Source organism: Diplocloster modestus, assembly GCF_019042245.1.
In the GTDB taxonomy this organism is placed as follows: domain Bacteria; phylum Bacillota; class Clostridia; order Lachnospirales; family Lachnospiraceae; genus Diplocloster; species Diplocloster modestus.
Genome location: NZ_JAHQCX010000008.1, coordinates 120,009 through 146,000 on the forward strand (window position 1 = coordinate 120,009; position 25,992 = coordinate 146,000).

Below are 25,992 nucleotides of genomic sequence, written 5' to 3' on the forward strand. Positions count from 1 at the left end.
AAAACTGCTGACCAATAAATTCATCCCATCTCTGTAATATTACACAGCGGGCGAATGCATTGTTCAGCAGTATCCGATCTCAATATTATTCTTTATATGATATGATTCTTCTATAATAGATATATATTTCCTATGGAACAGGTAGATAGATATGTGCTATACATAGATCAGAATACCAGCCGAAGCCAGTCTCTTCCTGAGTATTGCCCCAACAACATAAGCTAATACAAGTGAAATCACGTCCTTGATCAGATAGGGGACAGACGCGATTAACAATGCCTGACCTATGGATGTGGAAGTGATCATGGAAAACTGCAGCGCTCCGGCCAAATGACAGACAGACAGTCCAAGCAGGCTGAACAGGATTGCGAGGGGTTTATCTTTTTGTCTTCCTCCAAGCCCGCACAGTACGGCCATACCAAGGAAGCCAAAGATAAAGCCGCCCGTCGGCCCCACGAGGACCTGAAAACCTGCTGTAAAATTGGCAAAGACCGGAACGCCGACTGCTCCTAGCAATACATATACGACTACCGCCCCCAGTCCCCGCTTCCACCCCAGCACATATCCCGCCAGTGCGATTGCAAATGTCTGAAGCGTGATCGGCACCTGTGACGGCATGGGAACAGATATCTGTGAAAGGACTGCAATCACAGCGGCAAATACTCCCACGGCAACGATAGATCTGGTTGATATCTTCTGTTTCATCATTCTTTCCTCCATTTTATGTATCCATTAGTTTCAGCAATTGTTAACCATATATCTTATGGGTTGATTTTATTATATAGATTCACCGTCAGATTGTCAACCTCTATTATTTTTAGTTAACTTTATAGTGTAAAAAACAGCGCACATGATCTGTCCATTCCATGTATCTCCATTACACATCTGTCCATTTCATGAGCACTGCTGCAATAAAAGCACAATATGAACCATTATAGATTCTCATCCATAAATTTGCGCAGAGCCTCTTCGGCTTCATCCTCATCCTCGCCTTCAACCTTTAACTTGATCTGCTGTCCCTGTTTTACACCTAAACTCATCACACCCATAATCCTTTTTACATCCACTTCTCTGTCGTTACAGCAGATCAATATCTGGCTTTTATATCCGGCTGCCAGCTTAGCCAGCATCCCCGCAGGTCTGGCATGAATCCCTAATTCATCTTTTACCGCATACACAAATTCTTTCATTCGTTCCTCCAGTACTGATTGTTACGTAAATATTTACCGATCCTCTGTGTTTTCCTCAACTCATTCAGGAAACACAGAGGATTTTTCCTGTTTCCCGTAGTTCTTATTCAGTATCCCCCAATTCTTTCTCTTTTATTGACAGGACTGGAACATTTTATCCTTTACTGAACCGTTTTTTATTTCACAGGAGCACTTTCCTGCGAAATAAAAAACCGGCCGGCCCAGACAGTTATCCTGTCCGGCCGGTCGGTTCCTCTATGCACAAACACAAACAAACCTAAATTAAAGTACGTACAAATTCTTTGGAAGGGCTCGGTATCACTGCATAATCCAGTACCAGGCCTTCCTCTTTTATCATTGAAACGCTGGATTCCACAGCCTCTGTCACTGCCGCCACGGAACCGGTCAGCAGCACATAGGATTTTCCGCACATACCTCTGGCGATCCGGATCTCGAAGATATCCACTTCCGCCGTCTTGGCCGCGTGATCGGCCGCTACGATCGCAGAAGCACCTGTGAAAGTTTCCACAATGCCCAGCGCATTTACATCATCGATCTGTGCTGTGCAGGACAGTGCCTTAAAGATGGAGTCATGAGGATTACCCAACACGAATTTGTCTATCATGCTCTCCGGGAACTGACGTTCTGCCGCATCCACAGCCACGCGGACCGCACTGATATCACCGGAAAATAAGATAATGAATTTACCGGGACATACGGTCTGGGCCTCAATCAGCGTCACATCCGATGTCTTCACGATCAAATCCGCCGCCTGTATACCGGAAGAAACCGTTTTGTATTCTACCATTCCTATTGCTCTATTCATCGCTTTCATCTCCACACTATGCCTTAATGGTTATAAATTGATCCGTAACTGCCGTAACTTTACCGCCGATACTTGCATGCAGGCAGGTACCTAATGCTTCCTTCGGTGGTCTTGCGACGGTCTGTCCTTGTGTTACGGAATCTCCCACCTTAACCTCCGGAACACAAGGGGCGCCGATGTTCTGACGGAGCATCAGTTTCACCTCTTTGAATTCCTTCTCGCATTTTACCAGTGGTGCCGGAACATCAAACTGGTGTAATCCCAGACGGTGAACCAGACGATGCTCGGGGACTCTTCTCTCTTCCCGAAGCGGGCTTGCCACACCTTTTCCTGCTTTGTCCGGAATCTTAATTCCTTTGGCGCGCATCTTGCCTTTGTACTCATCCATCAGTCTTCTGGGGGACAGGTCCTGGTGGCAGGAATACATCTCACACAGGCCGCAGGAGCAGCAGAAGAATGTATTCAGATACGGTTCCACATTGTCCGTCAGGCCGTTTGCGATGGACCGCATAAACTCATGAGGCTTAATGGACTGTCCCAGAAGGTTTCTCGGGCACAGGCTTGTGCACATGGAACACTGGGAACATACAGACATCGCGTTACGGATATCCAGACGGCTCTCACGACGTCTCTTGGCGATCGGAGGGCAGTCAGGGGGCAATATAAGAATTGCTTTTGTAGTCTTGGTCACGATGTCGTGGGCAGAACAGATCCGTCCCGTCATAGGACCACCCATTAAGATGGCGTAGTCTTGTGTTGACACTCCGCCGGCCAGATCGATCAGTTCCTGTACTGTGATGCCTACCGGAACTTCAACGGTCAGGGGATTGTTTACCAGACCGGCTACCGTGACGAACTTGGATGTAACATCTTTATCACTTGTTACCTTATTATATAGATTCAGCACTGTCTCCACATTGACGACAACACAGCCTACCAAGATAGGAATTTTACCCTGCGGGACGATCTTACCCGTGGTCTCATAGATCAGCACCACCTCATCCCCGGCCGGATAGATGTCCGGCAGTATATGTAACCGCAATTTCGGATATCCACCGATGCGGCTTTGCACTGCCTCGATCGCCGCCGTATAAGATTTCTTCACTGCCAGAATGCCTTCTTCTGCTCCCATGGTGTCCACCAGCATCTGCATACCGGAAAGAATCTCTTCTGCATGGGCCATGATCAGCTGCCGGTCAACTTTGATCAACGGTTCGCATTCCGCACAGTTCAGGATTACGGTTTGTGCTTTGTCCGACAATTTTGCGTAGGTCGGGAATCCTGCTCCGCCTGCACCTACGACACCGCCTTCATATAGCGCTTCCTTCATCTGTACCAATTCCATGTTATTCACACCAACCTATTCTACAATAACGATTTTCTGCGGATCATCTACGATACCTACGACGCAGGCATCTACGGGAGAGTTCTCATCCCCACAGCCGACACGCGCCGCACTGCCTCTGGCTACCAACACAATTTCACCGATACCGGCTCCCACATTGTCCACTGCCACTATTCTGGATTCCATCTCAGATGCCATTTTCTCCATGGGATCTATTATGAGGAACTTATTCCCAACCAGATGATCATTTTTTCTGGTACAAATAACCGTACCTACAACCTTACCAATTATCATGTCATCTGCGCCTCCCCGGCACTCTTCGCTTTCAAACTCTTATTTTATCAGAATTCCCATTTGCTTTCCAATCCCCAGTCCGTTTGCCTCATCGGTATCGATATGCATTTCCAGCGTAAAGGTCGGATGCACCCGGATCAATACATCTTCAAAAATCCCCCCGCGCTCGCTGCCGAAACGTACCTTGACAATCTGCCCGTTTTCCACTCCGAACTTCTTAGCGTCATCCGGAGACATATGGATATGACGCATAGCTACGATACAGCCCTCACTTAAGTAAACCACACCTTTGGGGCCCACCAGGGACACCGGTGCGCTTCCCGCGATCTTACCGGACTCCCTGACCGGAGGATTTAAACCTAAGCGGATCGCATCGGTCTTGGATACTTCCACCTGTGAAGCCTTTCTTTCCGGTCCGAGGATACGGACATTTTCAATGGCACGCAGTTTCGTTCCCACCAGAGTCACACACTCGTTGGAAGCGAACTGGCCGCCCATCAGATCTTTTTTCTTTGTGAGCTGATAACCCTTGCCAAATAATATATCGATATGTTCCCTGCAAAGATGCACATGTCTTGCGGATACGCCGATGGGAACTTTGTTTTCTTCATTATACACGTCAACGTTCTGAAGCTGTTTTAATACGTTCTGGGTAATTTCCTGTATAAATTGTTCTTGCATGGTTTCCTCCAAACGTGCATTTTTCTGCACATATAGGTATGGATGAACATTCGTTCAGCCTTTCCTCCAAACGTGCGTTTTTTCTGCACATATAGGTATGGATGAACATTTCGTTCAACCCTTCATCCCTTCCTTAGGGTTTAGTTACAATCCACAGAGAAGAAGGAGCCCTCCTTCTTCTCTGTTTCGTAACAATTGTCTTATCGATTATTTGATCTGGGGAAGAATTTTCTCCACATCCGAATGAGGTCTCGGGATTACATGTACAGCAATCACTTCACCTAATTTTGCAGCGTTGGCGGAACCTGCTTCTACAGCAGCTTTTACAGCACCTACGTCGCCGCGGACCATAACACTTACCAGTCCGCTACCGATTTTCTCGGTACCAACTAATACTACGTTTGCAGCTTTTAACATTGCATCGGCTGCCTCGATCGATGCTACCAAACCTCTGGTTTCTACCATTCCTAATGCCTGAAGATCCATTCTTTTTTCCTCCTTAATTTCGATTTGTTTTGCCTGTCTCGTCTTTGTCTGTGCCATTTTGTTTCCTCGTGAACCGCTCTGAAATTTCATCTTTGACGCTTAATCAAATTTGAATTTATATTTCCTGCGGCTAGTCTCTACCAGCTTCATTGTTTCTTCATGAGGGTTTGCGATTACCGCGGAAGCAACGACCCGGCCTGTACCGCAGTTCTTAGCCCGTTCTACAGCTTCGGTGACGGCGGATACTTCCCCCTGGACGAAAATGGTCACTAACCGGCCGCCCAGTTTCTTTTCCCATGTAAGAAACTTCACATTCGCCGTTTTCAACATCTGGTCTAACACGACGATTGCGTCCGTACAATTCGGTAATTCCACCAAACCTAAAGATTTCATACGCATTCCCTGCTTTTATTATTTAATGATCGGTAAAATTTTCTCAACGTCCGTATGAGGTCTCGGGATTACGTGTACAGCTACTAATTCTCCAAGTCTTGCAGCAGCTTCTCCGCCAACTTCTGTTGCAGCTTTTACCGCACCTACATCGCCGCGAACCATAACGGTTACCAGTCCGCTTCCGATTTTCTCAGTTCCGATCAGAGTAACGTCTGCAGCCTTAACCATTGCATCGGATGCCTCAATTGCTGCTACTAAACCTCTGGTTTCTACCATTCCTAATGCTTCCTGTGTCATAATTAAAAATCCTCCTTAAGGGCGTTTGCTTTTCATTTACTATACATTCTATTTCAACATCATATCTTATATTGCACTGATTTTCAACATCTTCTCCGTATTCTCATCCGGAGCCGGAATAATATATTCGGTAACTACCCCGGTGATGCTGCTGGCTGCAGCCTTGGCCGCCTCCATGGCAGCTCTTACATCTGCAACCGGACCGCGGATTTTCAGGCACATGATCAGCGGTACGGGTAGTGCGTCTGCATTGGCCGGTTTGTTCTTATCCAGTGATTCAATGGAAACATTGCCCGCCTTTGCCGCTGCATCTGCCGCTACAAAAGCCGCTACACAGCCAAATACTTCTAACAATCCAACTGCCTGACCTGCCATAGCTCATCCCACCTTTTTTATTCGTTGATGATGGCGATCTTAAGTCCTTCCATCCTCAGGTTCGTGTGATGTGCCTCATTGATCTGGTCTAACGGGAACTTGTGGGTGATCAGCTTGTTGATCGGAAGGCCGATCTGTTTCGCACTCTTTAAGAAATCGAAGGTGGTCGCGTAATCTCTCAGGGTATATACCCAGGAACCAACCGTTGTGATCTCTTTGGAGCAGATATCAAAGTGAGGATTGATGGTAGCGTCTCCACCGTTGATGAAGAAGCCCAGCTCACAGAGTCCGCCGCCGTTGCGGATGAATTTGTAGATGTTCGCATGAGCCACCGGAGATCCGGTACACTGGAATGCAAAATCTGCCAGGTATCCGCCGAAAGCATCCTTCACAGCCTCGGTCAGCTCTTCAATTCCCTTGTGATCCTTGAAGTTGACGCTGGCGGAAGCTCCCAGTTCTTTTGCGAAGTCCAGACGCTTCTGTTCTCCGTCGATGGCTACGATGTTCTGGATTCCCATAGTCCTCAAGATCGCGATGCAGATCAGACCGATCGGTCCGCAGCCCTGTACGGCTACTCTGCTGTTGAATCTTAAGATTCCGGTGGTTTTCGCACGCTCTACCGCGTGGATCAGAACGGCGCAAGGCTCGATCAGGATTCTGGAATCCAGATCCAGGTCGCTTACATTGAAGATACTGGATCCGCCTCTGACTACCAGGTAGTCGGCAAACCATCCGTTCAGATGGATATCATCATCGGGAAGTAATCCGTATACATCGGCTCCGCCCACATTCTGCTTGTTCAGGTCGAACATGGTGATGTCCGGGTTGTCTTTGAAAATCATACAGGTAACAACCTTGTCACCCAATGCCAGAGGTTTTCCGGCGCTGTCCACTTTCACATTCTTACCCATTTTCACGATCTCGCCAGTACCCTCGTGTCCTAAGACAACCGGGATCAGTCCGAAGGGATCTCTCTTAAATTCATGGGCATCGGTACCGCATACGCCGCAGCCTTCCACTTTAACCAGGATATCGTCGTCACCCAGTTCCGGGATCGGATATTCCTTGATGTCGTAGTTTTCCAGGCCGGTCAGCATCGCTACTCTGGAGGTTTTCGGGATGGCGCCTGCAGGTGCTGCACTCCTGGCGGGAGCGGCCGCCTGGCTGCCTGCGCTTCCTTTCATCTCAGATAATACCTGTTTTACGATTTCTTCTATATTTACCTGTTCCATATCTGTTTTTCAGCCTCCTATCGTATGCACAGTGCATCACACATAACACAGCGTCTTATTTTGGTAAAGGTCTTGGCGGATGTCAGTCCTTCACCGGTTCTGCTGGCGATCGTAAAGGTCGGATATCCTTCTCCTCCGAAGCCTAATGCCGCGTAGGAAGGACCGTTCTTTACGAAGATCGCGGTGTCGATCGCTTTGCCGTATCTGGTCAGGTTCACGACACTGGTGGAATGCATATGTGCGGAATGACGGTTGCCGTGTTCCAGTTCCACTGCGATGGCGATTCCCTCATCCACGTTCTTCACACGGACTATTCCAAGGATCGGCATCATCAGTTCTTCCCAGATCAGCGGATTGGTCTTTTCCCCTTCGAAGATGATGCAGCGGATCTCATCACCCACCGTAACACCGATCTTCTCCAGCAGTACCTTTGCGCTTCGGCCAACACATTTTCTGTTCAGAATCTTTCTTCCGTTTTTCTCGATGAATACGGTCTCGATTAACTTCTGTACTTCTTCCGGACTTGCTTTGTAGCATCCGGCCTGCTCCATATGGTAAATCAGTTCGTCTGCGATCAGATCCACGGCGACTACTTCCTTCTCCGCGATACAGGGCAGATTGTTATCAAAAGTACATCCGTTTACGATATCTTCGGCTGCTTTCTGCACATTTGCAGTTTCATCTACCAGAACCGGAGGATTTCCGGCTCCTGCTCCCAAAGCCCTCTTTCCGGAGGAAAGAACGGTGGTAACTACGCCGGGGCCACCGGTCGCTACCAGAAGCTGAATGTCCTTGTGTTTGAAGATGACCTGGCTTACTTCCATGGAAGGCTCATAAACCGCCGTAGCCAGATTCTCCGGTCCGCCTACTTCCACGCTGGCTCTGTTTACCATGTCAATAGCCAGATTGGAGACCTTCTTAGCCGCCGGATGAGGAGCGAATACAACCGCGTTTCCGGCTGCCAGCATTCCGATGGAATTACAGATGACGGTTTCCGTCGGGTTCGTGGAGGGAGTTACCGCTCCGATGACACCCCAGGGCCCCTGCTCGATCAGAGTCAGGCCTCTGTCCCCGGACCATGCGACTGTGCTTAAGTCTTCGGTTCCCGGTGTTTTCTCCGCTACCAGCTGGTGCTTCAATATTTTATGTCCCACATTGCCCATACCGGTTTCTTCTACGCCTAATTCTGCAAACAGCTTCGCATTTTCAAGCGTTTTCTTACGGATATTGGCAATGATCTTTTCCCGAAACTCTAAAGGCATCGGCTGAATTTCTTTCTGAGCTTTCTTCGCCGCTGCGATAGCATCTTCTACATTCTCGAAGATACCCATGAGCTGTTTGGGCTGTGTGGTATGTACCGGCTCCGGATTCACAGTTTCTGCTGCTCCGGACATACTGCGCAGTACACCGCGTACAATGTTTTGGATCTCCTGTTCACTTACAGCCACGGGAACACCTCCTTTATTTTATATTTTTAGAATATTTCTGCGGAATCTTATTGACCTGCGGTCAATAAGCATCGAATATTTGCTCGCTAATCGCGCTCGCAAACATTCTCTATTTCATCTGTTCGAGGATTTTTTTGGTTACTTCTGCTACGATCTTTTCCACATCTGCAGTATCATCTTTCTTTTCTGCGCCGCAGCTGCATGCGCCGTGGCATCCGCCGTCACATTTGCCGCCTAATTCTGCACACAGGTTCGCGGGATGTTTGCCGGGCAGACCCATTTTTCTTCTGATCTCGTACAGTTTCGCGATCTGATCTTTGTCGAATTCCTTCGGTCCTCCAAGCATTCTAGACTTGTACAATAATTCCGCATAGAACTCTACGGATTCCATCTTTAAGTATGCGCTTAACAGATCTCCTGCATAGCTTAATGCACCGTGGTTCTCAAGTAATACTGCGTCATAGTAAGGCAGGTATTTTTCAACAGCATCCGGGATCTCATCGGTAGAAGGGGTGCCGTACTCAGCGATCGGTACACAGCCAAGTGCGATAACAGCTTCCGGCATGATCGGCTGGGTCAAAGGAATGCCAGCGATAGCGAAGGAAGTCGCAAAGGTAGGATGAGCATGTACTACAGAACCTACATCAGGTCTTAATTTGTACACTCTCATGTGCATCTTGATCTCAGAAGAAGGACGGAAGTTTCCGTTTGCCTGCAGGCAGTTACCATTTTCGTCTACTTTACAGATATACTCAGGGGTCATGAAACCTTTGGATACACCGGTAGGGGTACACAGGAACTCATGATCGTTCAGCTTTACGGAAATATTACCGTCGTTTGCTGCAACCATATTCCGGTTATAAATTCTCTTACCGATATCACAGATTTGTTTTTTAATTTCATACTCGTTAGCCATGAAATAAATCCTCCTTAATATGTTTGTTTGTGTTGTTTTGTTTTGACTTTAAGCTTATTCTACCACTTGTTTATTCAAAAATCAACACATTTATAAAGAATTTTCGGGTTTTTCGTATGAAAATATTGGCATTGTGTCATACTCTAAGCGAGGTGACTTACATGGACTCTCTTTGGATAAAAAATTCTGGGAAATCAAAAAAAGATTTTCCAGTTCTGGATCAGGATCTGGATACGGAAGCAGTCGTCATCGGTGCCGGCATCGCCGGAATACTGACGGCCTATCACCTGGTGAAACAGGGCATCAAGGTGGTGGTTCTGGAAGGGAATACGGTAGGCAGCGGCACTACCTCCCACACCACCGCCAAGATCACCGCGTGCCACGGTCTGATCTATGACCGTCTGCTGCACCAGGCCGGAAAAAAACTGGCCGGCTGTCACGCCATAGCGAATCAAAAAGCGATTCTTGCCTACCGGGATCTCATCGACAGTGAACAGATCGACTGCGGATTTGAAATGTTACCCTGCTATCTCTATACAACCGGAGATACAACCGCCCTGGAAGCGGAATATAAAGCCGCCGCTTCTTTCGGCCTTCCCGTATCTATGGTAACCAGCACCGAGCTGCCCTTTCCTGTAACAGGGGCGATCCGCTACGAGGATCAGGCTCAGTTTCATCCGCTGCAGTTTCTTTGGCAGCTGGCTTCACACCTGAACATCTATGAACATACTATGGCCACAAAGGTCAAAAAAAATACGGTATATACTTCTTCCGGATTTCAGGTACATGCCAGACATATCATTGCAGCTACACATTATCCGTTTAAAAATATGCCCGGACTCTATTTTACAAGAATGCATCAGGAACGCTCCTATGCGCTGGCCATATCCGGTCCCCCTGCCTTGTCGGGTATGTACGTGAACACATCCAAGAATGGCTGTACGTTCCGTTCTTATGGGGATTATCTGATCATTGGCGGCGGGAATCACCGTTCTGGAGAAAATAACCAGGGCGGCTACTATGACAGGCTCCGGGCGGAAGTAAGGAGACTCTATCCGGAAGCCAGGGAGCAATTTCACTGGTCCGCCCAGGATTGTATTACCCTGGATGGTCTCCCTTATATAGGAAGATACTCGATCTTCACTCCCGATCTTTATCTGGCCACAGGTTTCCAGGAATGGGGAATGACTTCCTCCATGGTTGCCGCCAGGCTTCTGACGGATCTGATCATCGGGCAGCCCAACGACTGCCATGACCTGTATTTACCAAAACGCTTTGATGAACTTTTTGAGTTTGGAAATTTTGCCAATGAGATCGGCCACGCGGTCCGCGGTCTGATCGGACGTAAGGCCAAAAAGAATGCATTAAAAATAGAAAATTTGGAAAACGGACAGGGTGGTGTAGTGGAAAAAGACGGTGAACTGCTTGGGGCATACCGGGATGATGAGGGCAATGTATCGCTGGTTCATCTTCGATGCCCGCATCTTGGCTGCACCCTCAGTTGGAATCCTGACGAAAAGTCCTGGGATTGTCCGTGCCATGGAACCAGGCTCGATTGTAAGGGAAACATTATCAGTAATCCTGCAATAGAGGATCTGAACCATACAGAGAAGCATTTCTCATAATTGTTTCGCAATATTCTATAGAGTATATCTAAGTACTCTATAGAATATTTTTTAATTAACTTTTTTTGTTACACTATATATGATGACAGGAACAAGCAAGGAGCGATCACGTGGAGATAAACAAAGATTTTAACTTACTAGTTGGACTCCGAATACGGGAAGTCCGCGAAGCTCTGCAAATGTCAAGAGAACAGTTTTGCGAGAAATGCGATATTTCAGAAAGTTTTCTGGCTGCAGTGGAGAGTGGAATAAAAAGTATCACTTCCAAAACAATTTATAAAATATGTTCCGGGTGCAATATATCTGCCGATTACCTGATCTTTGGTAATCACGCCGGGTATCAGAATGATATGATTCTGGAATTACTGAATTCGCTAGATGATGCCTCCCGGGAATCTGCCATACGCATATTAACCGAGTTTATTAATGCAATACGCAGAAAGCCTTCTCCGTAAACATCATACAAATTATACTATATTATAATGAAACCTTTCCTTATATAAATAGCTATACAACGTATATATTTCATTCCACCTATATTCAGCTCTTAACCCTCTTTTGTGCGCTATATCTTACTATCAAAATTATCTTCCATAAATTTTTTGACAAGTTTTAATCGGTTTCTGCTCACCGGTACTTTATCAGCGTTTTCCATTTCTATATAAGAGGTCTGTACCTCTTTCATTTTCTCCATGTTAACGATCCAGCTCTGATGGCACCGTAGAAAATACCATGGGAGACGTTCCTTCAGCTCGTCCAGCTTACCGTAACACTTCCATATACTCTCTCGGCCATAGATCGTGATCGTATGTCTGCAGCTCGCAATGTTCTGAATCTCCTCACAAGGGATAATTTCGATTCCCGATTGATTTTTAACCAGCAGGGATTCCCTGTATTTCTCCTTCGTCCGGCTCATCAGACGTTCCAGAACGCCTGCAACTTTTGCCGGCTGAAATGGCTGCTTCAAGCATGCGGCGGTATTCACCTGAAAAACTTTCCCCAGTTCATGATTGAAATCCATGAGAAAAATGTATTGGATCTTCTCATATGTCTCCTGAATCTGCTTCGCCGCACGGATACACTCGTCCATATTACCGGTTATATTTAAAACAGCAATATCCGGTGGCCAATGTAAAAGCAGTCCTACCCGGAATTCCTCGAGATCCGTATAGCCCCTGACCGCAATCTGGTAACCATATCTCAATCTTAAAGTGTACAGAATCCGGTTTACTGCATCTGCCTGTTGATCATAAACCGCAATTTTTACCATCTATTCTCCACATTTTCCACTATGGTTATTTCTACTGATTATTAGTAAAATTATATACCCATATTTTAAGGTTGTCAACTCTATAGAATATATTATCACACTCTATAGAATCAATTTATTTGCTTTCGGTCAGAAATTATACCCGTTAATTTGACAACCATAAGTAAGTGAATTAAACTATAAAAAGGGATCGCGAGAGGAAATCATTTAAGGAAGAAAGAAAAGAACTGGAACTTTTAGAAACCGGAAAAGTCTAATCAAATCACCGGCCAAACCGGATCGTTTCGGCAGAATCGTACGAAAGACGAGGTACCTCATGACACCAATATCGTATCCACGGACATACAAATTAAAAATCCAGGTTTTCAACGAACAGCCTGACTTCGGGCCAGGGGTAGCGACCATACTCTCCCTGGTAAAAGAGACCAATTCCCTTCGCCAGGCTTGTGCAGCCATCCATATGTCCTACAGCAAAGGCTGGAAAATAATCGGCCGCGCGGAACAGGACCTGGGATTTTCACTCTTGGAGGGAACCGCCGGCGGCAGCCAGGGCGGAGGCTCCCATCTGACCCCTGAGGCGGAAGAAATGCTGGAACGCTACAGCGCTTTTATGGCCGAAGCCCAAGGCAGCGTCGACGCGCTGTTTCATAAATATTTTACTTGATTACTAATTAAAATAGGTATCTACCATCTAATAAATAAAATCCTGTATCGACAAGTAATACAATAGCAATCATTATTAGTATGCCATAGAGCGCATAAGTGACAGGCCTTATATTTTTCTCTTTAGATTTAGGCTGTTGGCGGCATAGACCCATTCTATCATTCCACAAGGCATAGTAAAAGCGGGAAAGAAGTCATTGACCTCTTTCCCGCTTTACCTCAAACGATTACAAGTTCGGCCGTATGATCTTCGGCCGGTAACCGTTTTTCTCCAGGGCCTTGACGATCTGGTTCTTGTGATCCGTGCCGAAGGCTTCCATGGTTATTTTTAATTCCACTGCAGCATTCCGGTTCACGGCCACGAACTGGTTGTGATCCAGTTTGATGACGTTCCCCTGCTCTTTGGCGATAATACCGGCTACCTGGACCAGTTCGCCGGGCTTGTCGGGCAGGAGTACCGACACGGTAAAGATCCGGTCTCTCTGGATCAGGCCGTGCTGGACGACAGAGGCCATGGTGATCACGTCCATGTTGCCGCCGCTTAGGATGGATACGACTTTTTTCTTTTTGGAAGGCAGATGTTTTAAGGCAGCTACGGTCAGCAGACCGGAATTCTCCACGATCATCTTGTGGTTTTCCACCATATCCAGGAAGGATACGACCAGTTCGTCATCCTCCACAGTGATAATATCATCCAGATTCTGCTGTATAAAAGGGAAAATATTGCTGCCGGGGGTCTTGACCGCGGTACCGTCTGCGATGGTGTTCACAGCAGGGAGGCTTACTACTTTGCCCGCCTTGATGGATTCCTGCAGACAGTTGGCTCCGGCCGGTTCCACGCCGATTACCTGGATCTTCGGATTCAGCAGCTTGGCCAGGGTGGATACGCCGGTGGCCAGTCCACCGCCGCCGACAGGTACCAGAATATAGTCCACTAACGGAAGTTCTTTGACAATCTCCATCGCGATGGTTCCCTGTCCGGTCGCCACGGCCAGATCGTCGAACGGATGGATAAAGGTATAGCCATATTCCTCCGCCAGCTCATAGGCCTTGGCGCAGGCTTCATCATAGACATCCCCAGCCAGCACCACTTCGGCCCCATAACCTTTGGTGCGGTTCACTTTCATAAGCGGTGTGGTGTTTGGCATCACGATGACCGCTTTACAGCCAAACTCTTTGGCCGCATAAGCCACCCCCTGGGCGTGATTGCCGGCGGAAGCGGTGATCAGCCCCTTGCTTCTTTCTTCTTCCGTAAGCGTGCTGATTTTGTAGTAGGCGCCGCGGATCTTATAGGCTCCGGTCACCTGCATATTTTCCGGTTTAAAATAAACCCGGTTCCCGGTTCTGGCGCTGAAATAATCGCTGTATACCAATTCCGTGGCAGTTGTGACCTTCTTGACGACCTCTGATGCTTCCTCAAAACTTTCCAATGTTAACATAGCTTATCCTTCCTGCGCTTCCACATGGAATAACGCGTTTACAAATTCATCCGGGTTAAATTTCTGTAAATCGTCGATGCTCTCTCCCACACCGATATATTTCACCGGTATTCCCAGTTCGGACTGGATCGCCACCGCGATTCCGCCTTTCGCCGTTCCGTCCAGTTTTGTCAGAATAATACCGGTAATATTTGTCACGTCCCTGAACTGCCGGGCCTGAGACAGGGCATTTTGCCCTGTAGTGCCATCCAGTACGACTAACGTCTCCCGGTAGGCGTCCGGGAATTCTTTGTCTATGATCCGGTCTATTTTCCGCAATTCTTCCATCAGGTTTTTCTTGTTGTGCAGACGGCCCGCCGTATCACACAGCAGCACGTCCGCGTTTCGGGCCTTAGCCGCGGCAATGGCGTCATACACAACCGCCGCGGGATCTGCCCCTTCTCCGGCGCTTACGATGTCCACTCCGGCCCGGAAAGCCCACTCTTTTAGCTGTTCTCCTGCCGCGGCCCGGAAGGTATCCGCTGCCGCCAGAACGACTTTCTTCCCCTGATCCTTTAATTTACCGGCCAGTTTTCCGACGGATGTGGTTTTCCCCACACCGTTGACTCCAATGACCAGCACCACGGATTTGCGGTTCTCAAATTCGTAAGCGGTATCTCCCACGTCCATCTGCTCTTTAATACTGTTAATCAGCAGCTGTTTACACTCGGCCGGTTCCTTGATCTTGAGTTCTTTCACCTTCTCCTTCAGATTTTCAATGATGGATGTGGTCGCATTGATACCCAGATCTCCCATCACGAGTATCTCTTCTATCTCTTCATAGAAATCCTCGTCAATCGCTGAAAATCCACTGAAAATATTGTCAATTCCAGCTACAATATTATCTCTGGTCTTGGACAGTCCGTTGACCAGACGCTTAAAAAATCCTTTTTTTTCTTCTGCCATATCATTCTCCCTCCTGTAACAGCCTTTGAGGCACTTCTCTATTTATCCAGGTTCCCTTCGATCAAATCTACAGAAACCAGAGTGGATACTCCCTTTTCCTGCATCGTGATTCCGTACAGCCGGTCGGCGGCTGCCATGGTACCACGTCTATGTGTAATAATAATAAATTGCGTGTTCTTTGTCAACTTATGCAGATAATGGGCAAATCTGCCCACGTTGGAATCATCCAGCGCAGCCTCGATCTCATCCAGCAGACAGAACGGCGAAGGCTTCAGGTTCTGGATCGCAAACAGCAGGGCGATGGCGGTTAACGCCTTTTCCCCACCGGAGAGCAATACCATGCTCTGAAGCTTTTTCCCCGGCGGCTGCGCGATAATGCGGATACCGGCTTCCAGGATATCCTCATCCTCCGTCAAAGCCAGCGATGCCTTGCCGCCGCCGAACAGTTCCTTAAAAGCTTTGTCAAATTCCAACCGGATCTGTTCAAATTTTTCCATAAACTGCCTGCGCATTCCCTCGTCCAGCTCGGCGATGATTCCCATCAGGGATTCCTCCGCTTTCTCAAGATCATCATGCTGGGTTTTCAGGAACACATACCGCTCCGACAGATTTTTAAAGTCTTCAATGGCGTTTACATTGACATCCCCAAGTTTCCGGATTTCTTCCTTTAATCGGTTGATTCCCCGCTTGATCTCAGCCGCTGACTTAAGCTCCTCGTCGCGCATCGGCGCCGCCATACCATAGGTCAGTTCGTACTCCTGCCACATATAGTCCGATTGCTGAAGAGACAAATCCTCCAGCTTCTCTTTCTGGCTGCCGAGCCGGTATGTCTCCTTATCTAACAGGCTGATCTGCTCGCTTAATTCCTCCCGTTTTACAAACAATGCTTTGTGCTGCTCATTCTGCTGTTCTTTTTCCCGGGTCAGCGTTTCTATTTTCTTATCATATTCGTTAAAAGAGCCTTCCGTCTGCATGATCTTCTGCTGCAGCGTTTGGATCCGTTCTTCCTTCTCCCTGATACCGTCCGCGGTCTCGCCCACATTTCGTGAGAGTTCGGATTTTTCAGCCAGCAGTTTCTTCATTTCCGCATCGATACGGCTGATATTCTGGGTGATAAATTCATCCTTCTGCTTTAAACTTACGTACTCCAGACGGATTGCTTCCGCCTTTTTGCTGCGCTGTGCTTCCTGTTCATGGAACGACTCCAGACGGGCCTGGCCTCCCAGGGTCTGCGCCTCCAGTTCTTTTTCCCTGGCTTCTGATTCCGCGATCTCTTTCTGGATCTCCCGTTTGTTTTCCTGGATTTCCTGCAGCTGTACTTCGATCTGCTCACCTTCGGACTTCAGAGACAAATATTTGTTCTGCAGCTCTTCTTTTCTGGTCTCAGCCTGGCTCTTATTCAGTCCCGCCGTATTGCGCAGGATATATTGCTCCTGGATCTGCCCTTTGATCTCATCGATCTGTGTATACAAAGAAGCCCGGTTCTTTTTTGCCTGCTCAATCTCCTGGCCCGCTTTCTCCAGGTCTGCCTTTAACAGCTTAACATTGGCCTCCAGCTCCTCGATCTCCCGGCGTCTTCCCAGCAGATTGCTGCTGTTTTTAAAAGCACCGCCGGTCATGGAGCCTCCCGGGCTTAAGGACTCTCCTTCCACCGTAACGATCCGCAGGGAATAGTGATATTTTCTGGCCAGCGCGATCGCATGGTCAATATGGTCCGTGACAATGGTGCGTCCCAGCAGATATCCCGCCAGTTCCCGGTATTTTTCTTGCGTATGGACCAGATCACTGGCCAGTCCGATGACACCGGGTTCTTTCAGCGCCCTCTCATTCTGAAACTGCTCACGCCGTTTTATGCTGGTCAGAGGCAGGAAGGTGGCCCTTCCGTATTTATTCTGTTTTAAATATTCAATCATCCGTTTAGCGGTTTCCTCGTCATCGGTCACGATATTCTGGATACTGCCGCCCAATGCCGTCTCAATGGCTGTCTCATAGGTTTTCTCCACCTTGATCAAATCAGCCACAACGCCGTGAATTCCCTTTTCCCGGTCTTTTTGCTCCATGACCCGGCGGATACTGTTGCCGTATCCGTCATAGCGCTCTGTGATGTTGCGGAGTGCTTCCAGACGGGACACTTCCCGGTGATACGCGCTCTGCCCGACAGCTTGCTGCTCGTTCTGCCTGCTCAACTGCTCCTGGAGCCGCTCGATCTGTTCTTCCGCTTCCTGACGCCTTGCATTTAACTGCCCGATCACACCGGTTACCTGATCCAGCTCTTCCTGAAAACTATGTATCAGACTGTCCTGCTCTGTCTTATGGCTCCGGTTGCGCAGTAATCTCTGGTTTAACTCAGCCCTTCTGATCTGGATCTGCTCCGTCATGGTATCATAACGCTGCAGCTTTCCCTTCGTGGAGGCCCGCTGGTTCAAAAGCTCGATCACTTCACTTTTCCCCGCGTCGATCAAAGCAGTTGCCTGAGCGATCTGCTCCTGGACCTCCAAAAGAGCCGCCTCCGCTTCCGTGCGTACCTGTCCGGCCTTTTGCAGCTGCTCATCCATCCTAGTCTTGTCCTCTGCAAATTCAGACCGGGAGGCTTCCCGCTCCCCGATCTCCTTTTCAATCGCTCCTATCCGATTCTGCAAATGCTCGTCGTTCATCCGGTCCGTGTTGATCTGCTCTTTCAGGACACCGATCTGCCCTTCCATCTGCTGTTTTTCCAGATGAGCCGTCCCGGCCTGTTCCTTTAAGGTTTCGATTTCACCAGCGATCTGCTCGATCTTGGTTTCGATCCTCTCATATTCCTGTTTGCTGCCCTCATACCGGCTTCTGGACTGCTCCAGGTTGGTCTGGGCATTTTTCAGATTTTCCTCTATTTTTGAAAGCTCCCCGCGAATCCGCTCGGACTCCATCAGGAACATATTCACATCGTATATTTTTAACTCTTCTTTTTTCTTCAGATAGGCCCTGGCGATCTCAGACTGTTTCTCCAAAGGCCCCAGCTGCTTCTCCAGTTCAGACAGAATGTCACATACGCGGACCAGGTTCTGTTTCTCATCCTCCAGCTTTTTCTGCGCCGTAGCCTTTCTCCGTTTAAACTTCACGATCCCGGCCGCCTCATCGAACAGTTCCCGCCTCTCCTCCGGCTTCCCGCTTAGGATCCGGTCGATCTGGCCCTGTCCGATGATAGAGTACCCCTCTTTCCCGATACCGGTATCATAGAACAGCTCATAGACGTCTTTCAGACGGCAGCCGGAACCGTTGATCAGGTATTCGCTCTCCCCCGAACGGTACACCCGCCTGGTAACCGTCACTTCCTCGTACTCGATCGGCAGCTGATGATCGGCGTTATCCAGCGTGATCGCCACAGAGGCGAATCCCAGAGGCTTACGGTTCTCGGTCCCGGCAAAGATAACGTCCTGCATGTTAGAACCCCGCAGCTGCTTCGCCCGCTGCTCACCCAGCACCCAGCGCACCGCGTCGGCCACATTGCTCTTACCGCTTCCGTTTGGCCCGACGATTCCGGTGATCCCGTTGTGGAATTCTAACACGGTTTTATGGACAAAAGATTTGAACCCCTGTACTTCAATACTCTTTAAATACATAAGTCACCTACTTATTTCCCTTTAGTTTTACGATCGCCAGATAGGCTGCTTCCTGTTCGGCGGCTTTTTTGGTACGGCCCGATCCCTCGCTGATCACCTCATCACCGATCTTCGCCCGCACTACGAACTTCTTATTGTGATCCGGCCCCTCTTCCGCGACCAGTTCATAGGAGAGACTCTGCGTGTAATTGCTCTGTACAATCTCCTGCAGGATAGTCTTGCTATCAAAAAAGAGCTGCTTATGTTCGATATCCGTTACAATAAACCGATGGATAAACTCTTTCGCATTAGCAAAACCACCATCCAGATATATCGCTCCGATCAATGCTTCCATCGCATCGGAAACGATAGAACTTCTCTCCCGTCCGCCGGTCATATCTTCCCCTTTGCCCAGCAGCAGATACTTACCCAGTTCAATCTCCCTGGTACAAAAAGCCAGCGTCTGCTCGCAGACGATACTGGCACGCATTTTCGTAAGATCCCCTTCCGGCAGCGTATCGAACTTTCGATACAAAAATTCACTGGTAATAATCTCCAAAACCGCATCGCCCAAAAACTCCAGCCGTTCATTATTCGTCAGACGGTTTAAGCGGTGCTCATTGGAATACGAACTGTGGGTCATTGCCTGCCGCAGCAGCGAAGCATCCTGAAAATGATAACCGATCCTTTCTTCCAGTTCCTTGAAATCTTCCTGATTCATAGTTACCTCCTTTTCTTTGTGAGAGTGTTGGGTAATCAGCCCCCGGGATAAGAGACTCCTGTGGGGGGATTGTGTAGGGGCCCCGGGATGAGAGGGACACGGCGGCGGGCTGGCGGTCTCTGGGCGCTTACGGCTGGGACGCATGGGCGGTTCCCGGGGCATGTTTCCGGCGGCCGGGTCCTTTTGTGTCTCCCTGGGAGAGCATAGGGCGGCTGAGCATCAGCTTAGTGAAATCGGAAAGTCGGGTTCAGGATGCACGGCGGACTTCACGTCCGACGGACAAGAGCCTCTGAACCGGGAACACTTCATGTGTTCCTGGTGAATAGGCTCGGTTCCTGAACCCGGCTTTTCGATTTCATTTAGCTGATGCCAGCGCAAGCCCTTTGTTCTCCCAGTGAGACACAAAAGGACCCGGCCGCCGGAAACATGCCCCGGGAACCGCCCATGCGTCCCAGCCGTAAGCGCCCAGAGACCGCCAGCCCCCAGCTCCCTCCGTCCCTTTATTAAACCATCTAATTCACCGCATTCTTAATCTGCTCAACCGCATCGCTGACTGTAACGATCTTCTCCGCATCCTCGCTGGCGATCTCGATATCGAACTCCTCTTCGATCCCCATGATGATCTGGAATACATCCAGGGAATCTGCACCCAAATCATCTACGAATGTGGTTTCCATCGTGATCTCATCCGCATCCACATTTAATACTTCCGCGATAATCTGCTGTAATTTTTCAAATTCCATTTTTGTTACTCCTCCTTATTTTCCCTCAACACGATTTTTTCTTTGATTTTCTCGTTGATTCTCTGTTCTTTAAATACGACACACTGAATGATGGAATTCGTTACTTCCTTTGCCTTGGAACTGCCGTGTGTCTTGACAACCAGGCCTTTTAATCCTAACAGCGGCGCACCGCCGTACTCCGAAGCGTCAAAGGATTTTAACACCTTTTTCAACGAAGGCTTCACCAGGAGAGCCCCGATCTTGCCTCTTAATGAGGACAGCATGGCGCCTTTGATCTTACTGATCAGCGTGGCTCCCACTCCTTCGTAGAGCTTCAGTATCACATTTCCGACAAAAGCCTCACAGACGATGACGTCTGCGCCTCCATGGGGAATTTCTCTTGCTTCAATGCTTCCGATAAAGTTGATATCGTCGCATTCTTTCAGCAGCGGAAATGTCTCTTTGACCAGCGCATTTCCTTTTTCCTCTTCTGCACCGATGTTGACTATCGCAACCCGGGGGTTCTTAATGCCCATCACATGTTCCATGTATACCGAACCCATTTTGGCAAACTGCACCAGATGGGAAGCTCTGGCGTCTACGTTAGCACCGCAGTCGACTAACAGGGATACTCCGTTTTGCGTCGGGATCAACGGCGCAAGAGGCGGTCGTTCCACTCCTTTGATTCTTCCCACAAGCAGCTGTCCGCCTACCAAAATGGCACCGGAACTGCCTGCTGAGACAAAGGCATCCGCCTCCCCTTTTTTAACCAGATTCATGCCAACAACGATAGAGGAATCCTTTTTCTTCCGTATAGCCATAACCGGCGGTTCCGCCGTATCAATGACCTCTGCGGCAGGAACGACCACTATCTGCTCTTTCTCATAAGTATATTGTGCAAGCTGGCCATTCACTACCTCTTCCTGCCCTACCAGTAACACTTGTATATCCTTTCTGGTATTGGCAGCATCCACAGCGCCTTTGACGATCTCGCCCGGCGCATTGTCACCACCCATGGCGTCTACCGCCACCTTGATGAATTCCTGCATTTGTCTTCCTCCTTGCATATCTATTGTAAAATATACTATATCTGTTTCTATAAATCAATATGTAATTTCGTGCCGTGGTGGAAAGTGATGGGGAAGATAGTTACTATAGGATACTATTGTAAATTTTCTCTGATAAGTATATAATTTATTCTAACATTTATTTATAGAGATGCATTAATTTGTATACTAAGGAGGATTCTATGGAAAGTGAAAAAAAGATGCCCAGCTGCCCCGTGGAGATGACGCTTCAGTTGATCGGTGACAAGTGGAAGGTTCTGATTATCCGTGATCTGATGGAGGGTACAAAGAGATTCAATGAGCTCATGCGCTCTGTAACCGGAATCTCGCAAAAAGTTCTGACCAGCCATCTGCGCGCTATGGAAAAGGCGGGGCTTGTGAACCGGAAAGTTTATGCGGAGGTCCCTCCCAGGGTGGAATACTCGCTGACAGAAACCGGGTTTAGCTTAAAACCGATTCTGGATTCTATGGTGGCCTGGGGGATGCATTATAAAGAGACTTTGGAAAATTAGGTTGATGTTATTTCTCCTAAAAATCCTTTAGAAGAATAAAGAATGGATTTATGCGAGAGAACCATTAACTTATTACAAAAAAAATCAAGTATTCAATTTTTATTGAATGCTTGATTTTTTCTGGTTTTTTAATTAATCCTGAGCAATGATCTCTTTTTTGTTGTAAGAACCACAGCTCTTGCATACTCTGTGAGGCATCATCAGTTCTCCACATCTGCTGCATTTTACCAGATTGGGAGCGCTCATTTTCCAGTTAGCTCTTCTTTTATCTCTTCTAGCTTTGGAAGATTTATTCTTCGGACAGATTGACATAGGTTACACCTCCTCATCATCGCGATTCTATCGTGAATTATTGAAAATATCAAATATTTTGGCCATCCTGGGATCCAACTCCGTCATGTCGCAATCACAGGCGCCCTCGTTTAGATTTTTTCCGCATTTGCGGCAGATCCCCTTGCAATCCTCCCTGCACAGAATCTTCATCGGCCAGTTCAGTATGATCTCATGAAAGATCATAAGATCCACATCCAGCTTATAACCATCCAGAAAACCGCATTCATCTAATTCCCTGCGCCGGGTTTCTTCTTCTACCTGAAGATCAAATCCTCTGCTGATGCTCAGATGAAATCTCCGATCCACATCCGCCAGACACCGGTCACATGGAATACGAACCGTTACATCTACCGCTGCTTCAATCAGGACTTCCTTCTTACCGACGTGGGTTACCGTCAGTGAAACAGGGGTTTTCGCAACAACCTGAAATTCTTCCCGCTGATACGTAACCGCGTTCAGCTCTAACGGGATTTCTTTCTGAATAACTTTATTTTCACCGGATAGTACTTCTGTCAAGTCAAATAACATGGTTATCTCCTACACACCTACACAATTATACATAGCCCTGCTTCGTTTGTCAACATAATTTTCCAGTCGTTGACAAACAAAGAGGCTGTTTTTGTTTTATTTCTGTACCAGGGCCAGAGTTTCTCTTGCGATGGCAAGTTCTTCATTGGTAGGGATGACCATAACCTTCACCTTGGAATCGGGAGTGGAGATCACCAGATCCTCGCCTCTCTTGGCGTTCTGCTCTTGATCCAGCTCGATGCCCAGATATCCCAGATATGCGCAGATGTCGTTGCGGACATAGCGGTTATTCTCGCCCAGTCCTGCGGTAAAGCAGATCACGTCTACACCGTTCATAGCCGCCGTATAAGCGCCGATGTATTTCGCTACACGGTAAGCGAATACCTTCATGGCGCGGATCGCATCCTGATTTCCTGCCAGATATGCATCCTCCAGATCCCGGAAGTCGCTGGTCATCTCAGAGACACCCAGAACACCGGATTTTTTGTTTAATACGTTCATCATCTCATCGATATCCAGGTTTTCCTTCTTCATGATGAATTCCATGATAGCCGGATCGATGTCTCCGGAACGGGTTCCCATGATCAATCCTTCCAGAGGGGTCAGTCCCATGGAAGTGTCTACGGATTTGCCGTTCTTTACTGCGGATACGGATGCTCCGTTGCCCAGGTGGCAAACGATAGTCTTTAAGCCGTCATAAGATTGCCCCAGGACTTCAGCAGCCCGTTTGGATACATAGCTGTGGGAGGTTCCGTGGAAACCGTATCTTCTGACTTTATATTTTTTATAATATTCGTACGGAAGTCCATACAGGAAAGCTTCTTCCGGCATGGTCTGATGGAATGCGGTGTCAAATACACCAACCATGGGAGTATTGGGCATGATCTCCTGGCAGGCTGCGATACCGATCAGGTTTGCGGGATTGTGTAAAGGAGCCAGCTCGTTGCACTCTTCCACTGCTTTGATTACTTCGTCATCAATGATGGTGGAACAGGCGAACTTCTCGCCGCCGTGTACCAGACGGTGTCCTACCGCTCCGATCTCGTCCATGTTTTTCACTACACCAGTCTCGGGGTTCGTAAGCGCGTCGATTACCATCTTGATTGCCTGGGTATGGGTCGGCATCGGGGATTCTGTCACGGTCTTCCCACCGCCCGCCGGCTGATAAACGATCCTGCTGCCGTCGATTCCGATTCTCTCGCAGAGACCCTTGGCGATTACTCCCTCGGTATCCATATCGATCAACTGATATTTTAAAGAAGAGCTTCCGCAATTGATTACTAATATTTTCATTCTATCTTCCTCCTGGAATTCAGATCCTGTTTTTTTAATCTCTATCTTCTGTCCCTATTTATAAGGAGACCTGCTCTGCCGTCCGGTTTCTTATTTTACCTGTGCCTGTACGGAAGTAATCGCTACAACCCCTACGATATCCTCCGCGGAGCAGCCTCTGGACAAATCATTGACCGGTTTCGCTATCCCCTGGGTTACCGGGCCATAAGCCTCCGCTTTCGCCAGCCGCTGCACCAGCTTATATCCGATATTTCCGGCATCCAGATCGGGGAATACCAGAACATTCGCTTTTCCCGCCACCTCGCTGCCGGGCGCTTTAGAAGCCCCTACACTTGGAACGATGGCTGCGTCTAACTGAAGTTCTCCATCCAGTTTCAATTCCGGATGTGTTTCTTTTGCAATTCTGGTCGCTTCCACTACCTTGTCCACGTCCGCATGCTTAGCGCTTCCCTTGCTGGAATGAGAAAGCATCGCAACGACAGCCTCTTTTTGTACCAGCAGTTCAAAAGACTCTGCGGAGGAAGCAGCGATCGCCGCCAGCTTCTCAGGATCCGGATTCTGCTCCAGGCCGCTGTCCGCAAATATAAAAGTGCCGTCCGCGCCATATTCACAGTTGGGAACAACCATCAGGAAGAACGCGCTGACCAGTTTCGTTCCCGGTTTTGTCTTCAGGATCTGAAGGCTAGGGCGCAGAGTGTCTGCGGTAGAATGACAGGCACCGGAAACCATTCCGTCTGCATCTCCCATTTTAACCATCATCACTCCATAATATAAGTAATTATTCAATAATAATTTTTCTGCCTCTTCTCTGGTCATGCCTTTTGCCTGTCTTAGCTCAACCAACTTGTCAATATATGCGGGCGTCTTATCCGACGTGGCCGGATCAACAATCACAGCACCGGTCAGATCCAGACCTTGTCCCACTTCTGCAACCGCTTTTTCGCTGCCAACCAGAATCAGGTCTGCAATCCCCTCTTTTAAAATCTGAGCAGCAGCTTCGTAAGTACGCCGGTCTTCTGTCTCCGGCAAAACGATCGTCTTTTTGTCCGCCTTTGCCCTCTCTTTAATCGTGTCAATAAATCCCATAATCAATATGGCTCCTTTCCTTCGACCCCCATCACAGGGCCCCTTTTATCACAGTTATCAATATTATACCCCTTTTAAAATAGAACGTAAAGGCAAAACCTTGTATTTTTCGCAGTACGCTATAGGATTTACTGCTTGATATTTACTGCTTGGTAAATTTGCTGCTATAGGGGCGGGAAGAGGGAGACGCGGCTGCGGACTGGCAGGGAGGGGCAGATCCCGCGGGGGCATATCGCTTCGGCCGGACCTAAGAACGGATAACTCCGATGGCGGGAGAACCTCTTATTGGCAGGACCCGGAACAAACTCGCCAAGGGACGGCTCGGACAGTGTTCCAGGCCCTGCGAGGTTCTCCCGCCATCTGCGTAATCCGTTCTAAGGTCCGGCCTCAAGCGATATGCCCCCGCGGGATCTGCCCCTCCCTGCCAGTCCGCAGCCGCGTCTCCCTCTTCCCTTGGGCCTTAATGGCTAAGTTTCATGGTCAAATGAATCCCTTTATCTCATGCTTCATTAACGTAGGAGCGTGCAGGCGCAGGGAGCGGTTCCGGGGGCCGGACTTTGCAAGTAATGGAAGCCTGATCGCTTGAAGACAGGCCTTAGAACGGGTTACGTAGATGGTAGGAGAACCTCGCAGGGCCTGGAACACTGTCCGAGCCGCCCTGTGGCGAGTTTGTTCCGGGCCCTGCCAATAAGAGGTTCTCCTGTCATCGGAGTTATCCGTTCTTAGG

The 25,992-nt window shown here is 48.4% G+C and carries 28 protein-coding genes; 4 read left to right on the top strand and 24 right to left on the bottom strand.

The genetic code is table 11. The annotated features are described in order from the left end of the window. Window positions 1–156: 156 nt before the first annotated feature. The 13 genes from KTH90_RS13155 to KTH90_RS13215 all read right to left on the bottom strand — a co-directional run bounded on the left by KTH90_RS13155 (window position 157) and on the right by KTH90_RS13215 (window position 9,483). A complete protein-coding gene (locus tag KTH90_RS13155) occupies window positions 157–708 on the bottom strand; it encodes a biotin transporter BioY (protein ID WP_238726920.1) in 552 nt (183 codons plus the stop codon). A 224-nt stretch (window positions 709–932) separates the two neighbouring features. Then, complete coding sequence (locus KTH90_RS13160; RefSeq protein ID WP_158354133.1) at window positions 933–1,190, bottom strand: HPr family phosphocarrier protein; 258 nt, start codon at window positions 1,188–1,190, stop codon at window positions 933–935. Between the two features lie 277 nt (window positions 1,191–1,467). Next, window positions 1,468–2,016 (bottom strand): BMC domain-containing protein, encoded by a 549-nt coding sequence (locus KTH90_RS13165; RefSeq protein WP_158354132.1) that lies wholly within the window; start codon window positions 2,014–2,016, stop codon window positions 1,468–1,470. 16 nt (window positions 2,017–2,032) lie between these two features. Further along, complete coding sequence (locus KTH90_RS13170) at window positions 2,033–3,361, bottom strand: SLBB domain-containing protein (protein WP_158354131.1); 1,329 nt, start codon at window positions 3,359–3,361, stop codon at window positions 2,033–2,035. Between the two features lie 15 nt (window positions 3,362–3,376). Next, entirely contained in the window at window positions 3,377–3,655 is a 279-nt protein-coding gene (locus KTH90_RS13175) for a EutN/CcmL family microcompartment protein (protein WP_158344876.1), read from the bottom strand. Window positions 3,656–3,694: 39 nt separating this feature from the next. Beyond that, window positions 3,695–4,336 carry a phosphate propanoyltransferase gene (gene pduL / locus KTH90_RS13180; RefSeq protein ID WP_158354130.1) on the bottom strand — a complete coding sequence of 214 codons (642 nt, stop codon included), beginning with the start codon at window positions 4,334–4,336 and terminating at the stop codon, window positions 3,695–3,697. A gap of 207 nt (window positions 4,337–4,543) precedes the next feature. After that, on the bottom strand, window positions 4,544–4,822 hold the full coding sequence (locus KTH90_RS13185; protein WP_158344894.1) for a BMC domain-containing protein: 279 nt from the start codon (window positions 4,820–4,822) through the stop codon (window positions 4,544–4,546). A 99-nt stretch (window positions 4,823–4,921) separates the two neighbouring features. Then, a complete protein-coding gene (locus tag KTH90_RS13190) occupies window positions 4,922–5,215 on the bottom strand; it encodes a BMC domain-containing protein (RefSeq protein ID WP_158344872.1) in 294 nt (97 codons plus the stop codon). Between the two features lie 18 nt (window positions 5,216–5,233). Continuing rightward, complete coding sequence (locus KTH90_RS13195) at window positions 5,234–5,512, bottom strand: BMC domain-containing protein (RefSeq protein ID WP_158344870.1); 279 nt, start codon at window positions 5,510–5,512, stop codon at window positions 5,234–5,236. 66 nt (window positions 5,513–5,578) lie between these two features. Further along, a complete protein-coding gene (locus tag KTH90_RS13200) occupies window positions 5,579–5,887 on the bottom strand; it encodes a BMC domain-containing protein (protein WP_158344868.1) in 309 nt (102 codons plus the stop codon). A 17-nt stretch (window positions 5,888–5,904) separates the two neighbouring features. Beyond that, complete coding sequence (locus KTH90_RS13205) at window positions 5,905–7,119, bottom strand: zinc-dependent alcohol dehydrogenase (protein ID WP_158354129.1); 1,215 nt, start codon at window positions 7,117–7,119, stop codon at window positions 5,905–5,907. 17 nt (window positions 7,120–7,136) lie between these two features. Further along, a complete protein-coding gene (locus KTH90_RS13210; RefSeq protein ID WP_158354128.1) occupies window positions 7,137–8,567 on the bottom strand; it encodes an aldehyde dehydrogenase family protein in 1,431 nt (476 codons plus the stop codon). Between the two features lie 109 nt (window positions 8,568–8,676). Next, complete coding sequence (locus tag KTH90_RS13215) at window positions 8,677–9,483, bottom strand: class II aldolase/adducin family protein (protein ID WP_158354127.1); 807 nt, start codon at window positions 9,481–9,483, stop codon at window positions 8,677–8,679. Between the two features lie 161 nt (window positions 9,484–9,644). Between KTH90_RS13215 and KTH90_RS13220 the strand changes: the two genes are divergently transcribed. Then, the gene (locus KTH90_RS13220) at window positions 9,645–11,108 is read left to right on the top strand and encodes an FAD-dependent oxidoreductase (RefSeq protein WP_158354126.1); all 1,464 of its coding nucleotides are present in this window, start codon (window positions 9,645–9,647) and stop codon (window positions 11,106–11,108) included. 110 nt (window positions 11,109–11,218) lie between these two features. Next, the gene (locus KTH90_RS25465; protein WP_158354125.1) at window positions 11,219–11,563 is read left to right on the top strand and encodes a helix-turn-helix domain-containing protein; all 345 of its coding nucleotides are present in this window, start codon (window positions 11,219–11,221) and stop codon (window positions 11,561–11,563) included. Window positions 11,564–11,673: 110 nt separating this feature from the next. Here the strand turns inward: KTH90_RS25465 and KTH90_RS13225 are convergent, their stop codons facing one another. Next, entirely contained in the window at window positions 11,674–12,378 is a 705-nt protein-coding gene (locus KTH90_RS13225) for a LytR/AlgR family response regulator transcription factor (RefSeq protein ID WP_158354124.1), read from the bottom strand. 316 nt (window positions 12,379–12,694) lie between these two features. On the opposite strand from KTH90_RS13225, the gene KTH90_RS13230 reads away from it, so the two are divergent. Further along, window positions 12,695–13,042 (top strand): winged helix-turn-helix domain-containing protein, encoded by a 348-nt coding sequence (locus KTH90_RS13230; RefSeq protein ID WP_158354123.1) that lies wholly within the window; start codon window positions 12,695–12,697, stop codon window positions 13,040–13,042. 226 nt (window positions 13,043–13,268) lie between these two features. Here the strand turns inward: KTH90_RS13230 and ilvA are convergent, their stop codons facing one another. The 6 genes from ilvA to plsX all read right to left on the bottom strand — a co-directional run bounded on the left by ilvA (window position 13,269) and on the right by plsX (window position 21,495). Then, entirely contained in the window at window positions 13,269–14,480 is a 1,212-nt protein-coding gene (gene ilvA, locus KTH90_RS13235) for a threonine ammonia-lyase (protein WP_158354122.1), read from the bottom strand. A 3-nt stretch (window positions 14,481–14,483) separates the two neighbouring features. Further along, the gene (gene ftsY, locus KTH90_RS13240) at window positions 14,484–15,425 is read right to left on the bottom strand and encodes a signal recognition particle-docking protein FtsY (RefSeq protein ID WP_158354121.1); all 942 of its coding nucleotides are present in this window, start codon (window positions 15,423–15,425) and stop codon (window positions 14,484–14,486) included. A gap of 38 nt (window positions 15,426–15,463) precedes the next feature. Then, window positions 15,464–19,024: a chromosome segregation protein SMC gene (gene smc, locus KTH90_RS13245; RefSeq protein ID WP_158354120.1), complete on the bottom strand. Its 3,561-nt coding sequence runs from the start codon at window positions 19,022–19,024 to the stop codon at window positions 15,464–15,466. Window positions 19,025–19,031: 7 nt separating this feature from the next. Continuing rightward, entirely contained in the window at window positions 19,032–19,724 is a 693-nt protein-coding gene (gene rnc, locus KTH90_RS13250) for a ribonuclease III (protein ID WP_238726921.1), read from the bottom strand. 512 nt (window positions 19,725–20,236) lie between these two features. Then, on the bottom strand, window positions 20,237–20,467 hold the full coding sequence (gene acpP / locus KTH90_RS13255; protein ID WP_158354118.1) for an acyl carrier protein: 231 nt from the start codon (window positions 20,465–20,467) through the stop codon (window positions 20,237–20,239). 5 nt (window positions 20,468–20,472) lie between these two features. Then, window positions 20,473–21,495, bottom strand: coding sequence for a phosphate acyltransferase PlsX (plsX, locus tag KTH90_RS13260; RefSeq protein ID WP_158354117.1), 1,023 nt, complete (start codon window positions 21,493–21,495; stop codon window positions 20,473–20,475). 200 nt (window positions 21,496–21,695) lie between these two features. Here plsX and KTH90_RS13265 point away from each other — a divergent pair, with 200 nt between their 5' ends. Continuing rightward, window positions 21,696–22,025, top strand: coding sequence for a winged helix-turn-helix transcriptional regulator (locus KTH90_RS13265; protein WP_158354116.1), 330 nt, complete (start codon window positions 21,696–21,698; stop codon window positions 22,023–22,025). Between the two features lie 132 nt (window positions 22,026–22,157). Here KTH90_RS13265 and rpmF read toward each other — a convergent pair whose 3' ends face one another. From rpmF to pta, 4 genes are all read right to left on the bottom strand, one after another. Then, window positions 22,158–22,337, bottom strand: coding sequence for a 50S ribosomal protein L32 (gene rpmF / locus KTH90_RS13270; protein ID WP_158344836.1), 180 nt, complete (start codon window positions 22,335–22,337; stop codon window positions 22,158–22,160). Window positions 22,338–22,364: 27 nt separating this feature from the next. Further along, a complete protein-coding gene (locus KTH90_RS13275; RefSeq protein ID WP_158354115.1) occupies window positions 22,365–22,886 on the bottom strand; it encodes a YceD family protein in 522 nt (173 codons plus the stop codon). A 96-nt stretch (window positions 22,887–22,982) separates the two neighbouring features. Further along, a complete protein-coding gene (locus KTH90_RS13280) occupies window positions 22,983–24,179 on the bottom strand; it encodes an acetate kinase (RefSeq protein ID WP_158354114.1) in 1,197 nt (398 codons plus the stop codon). A gap of 90 nt (window positions 24,180–24,269) precedes the next feature. Continuing rightward, window positions 24,270–25,265 (bottom strand): phosphate acetyltransferase, encoded by a 996-nt coding sequence (gene pta, locus KTH90_RS13285; protein WP_158354113.1) that lies wholly within the window; start codon window positions 25,263–25,265, stop codon window positions 24,270–24,272. Between the last annotated feature and the right edge of the window lie 727 nt (window positions 25,266–25,992).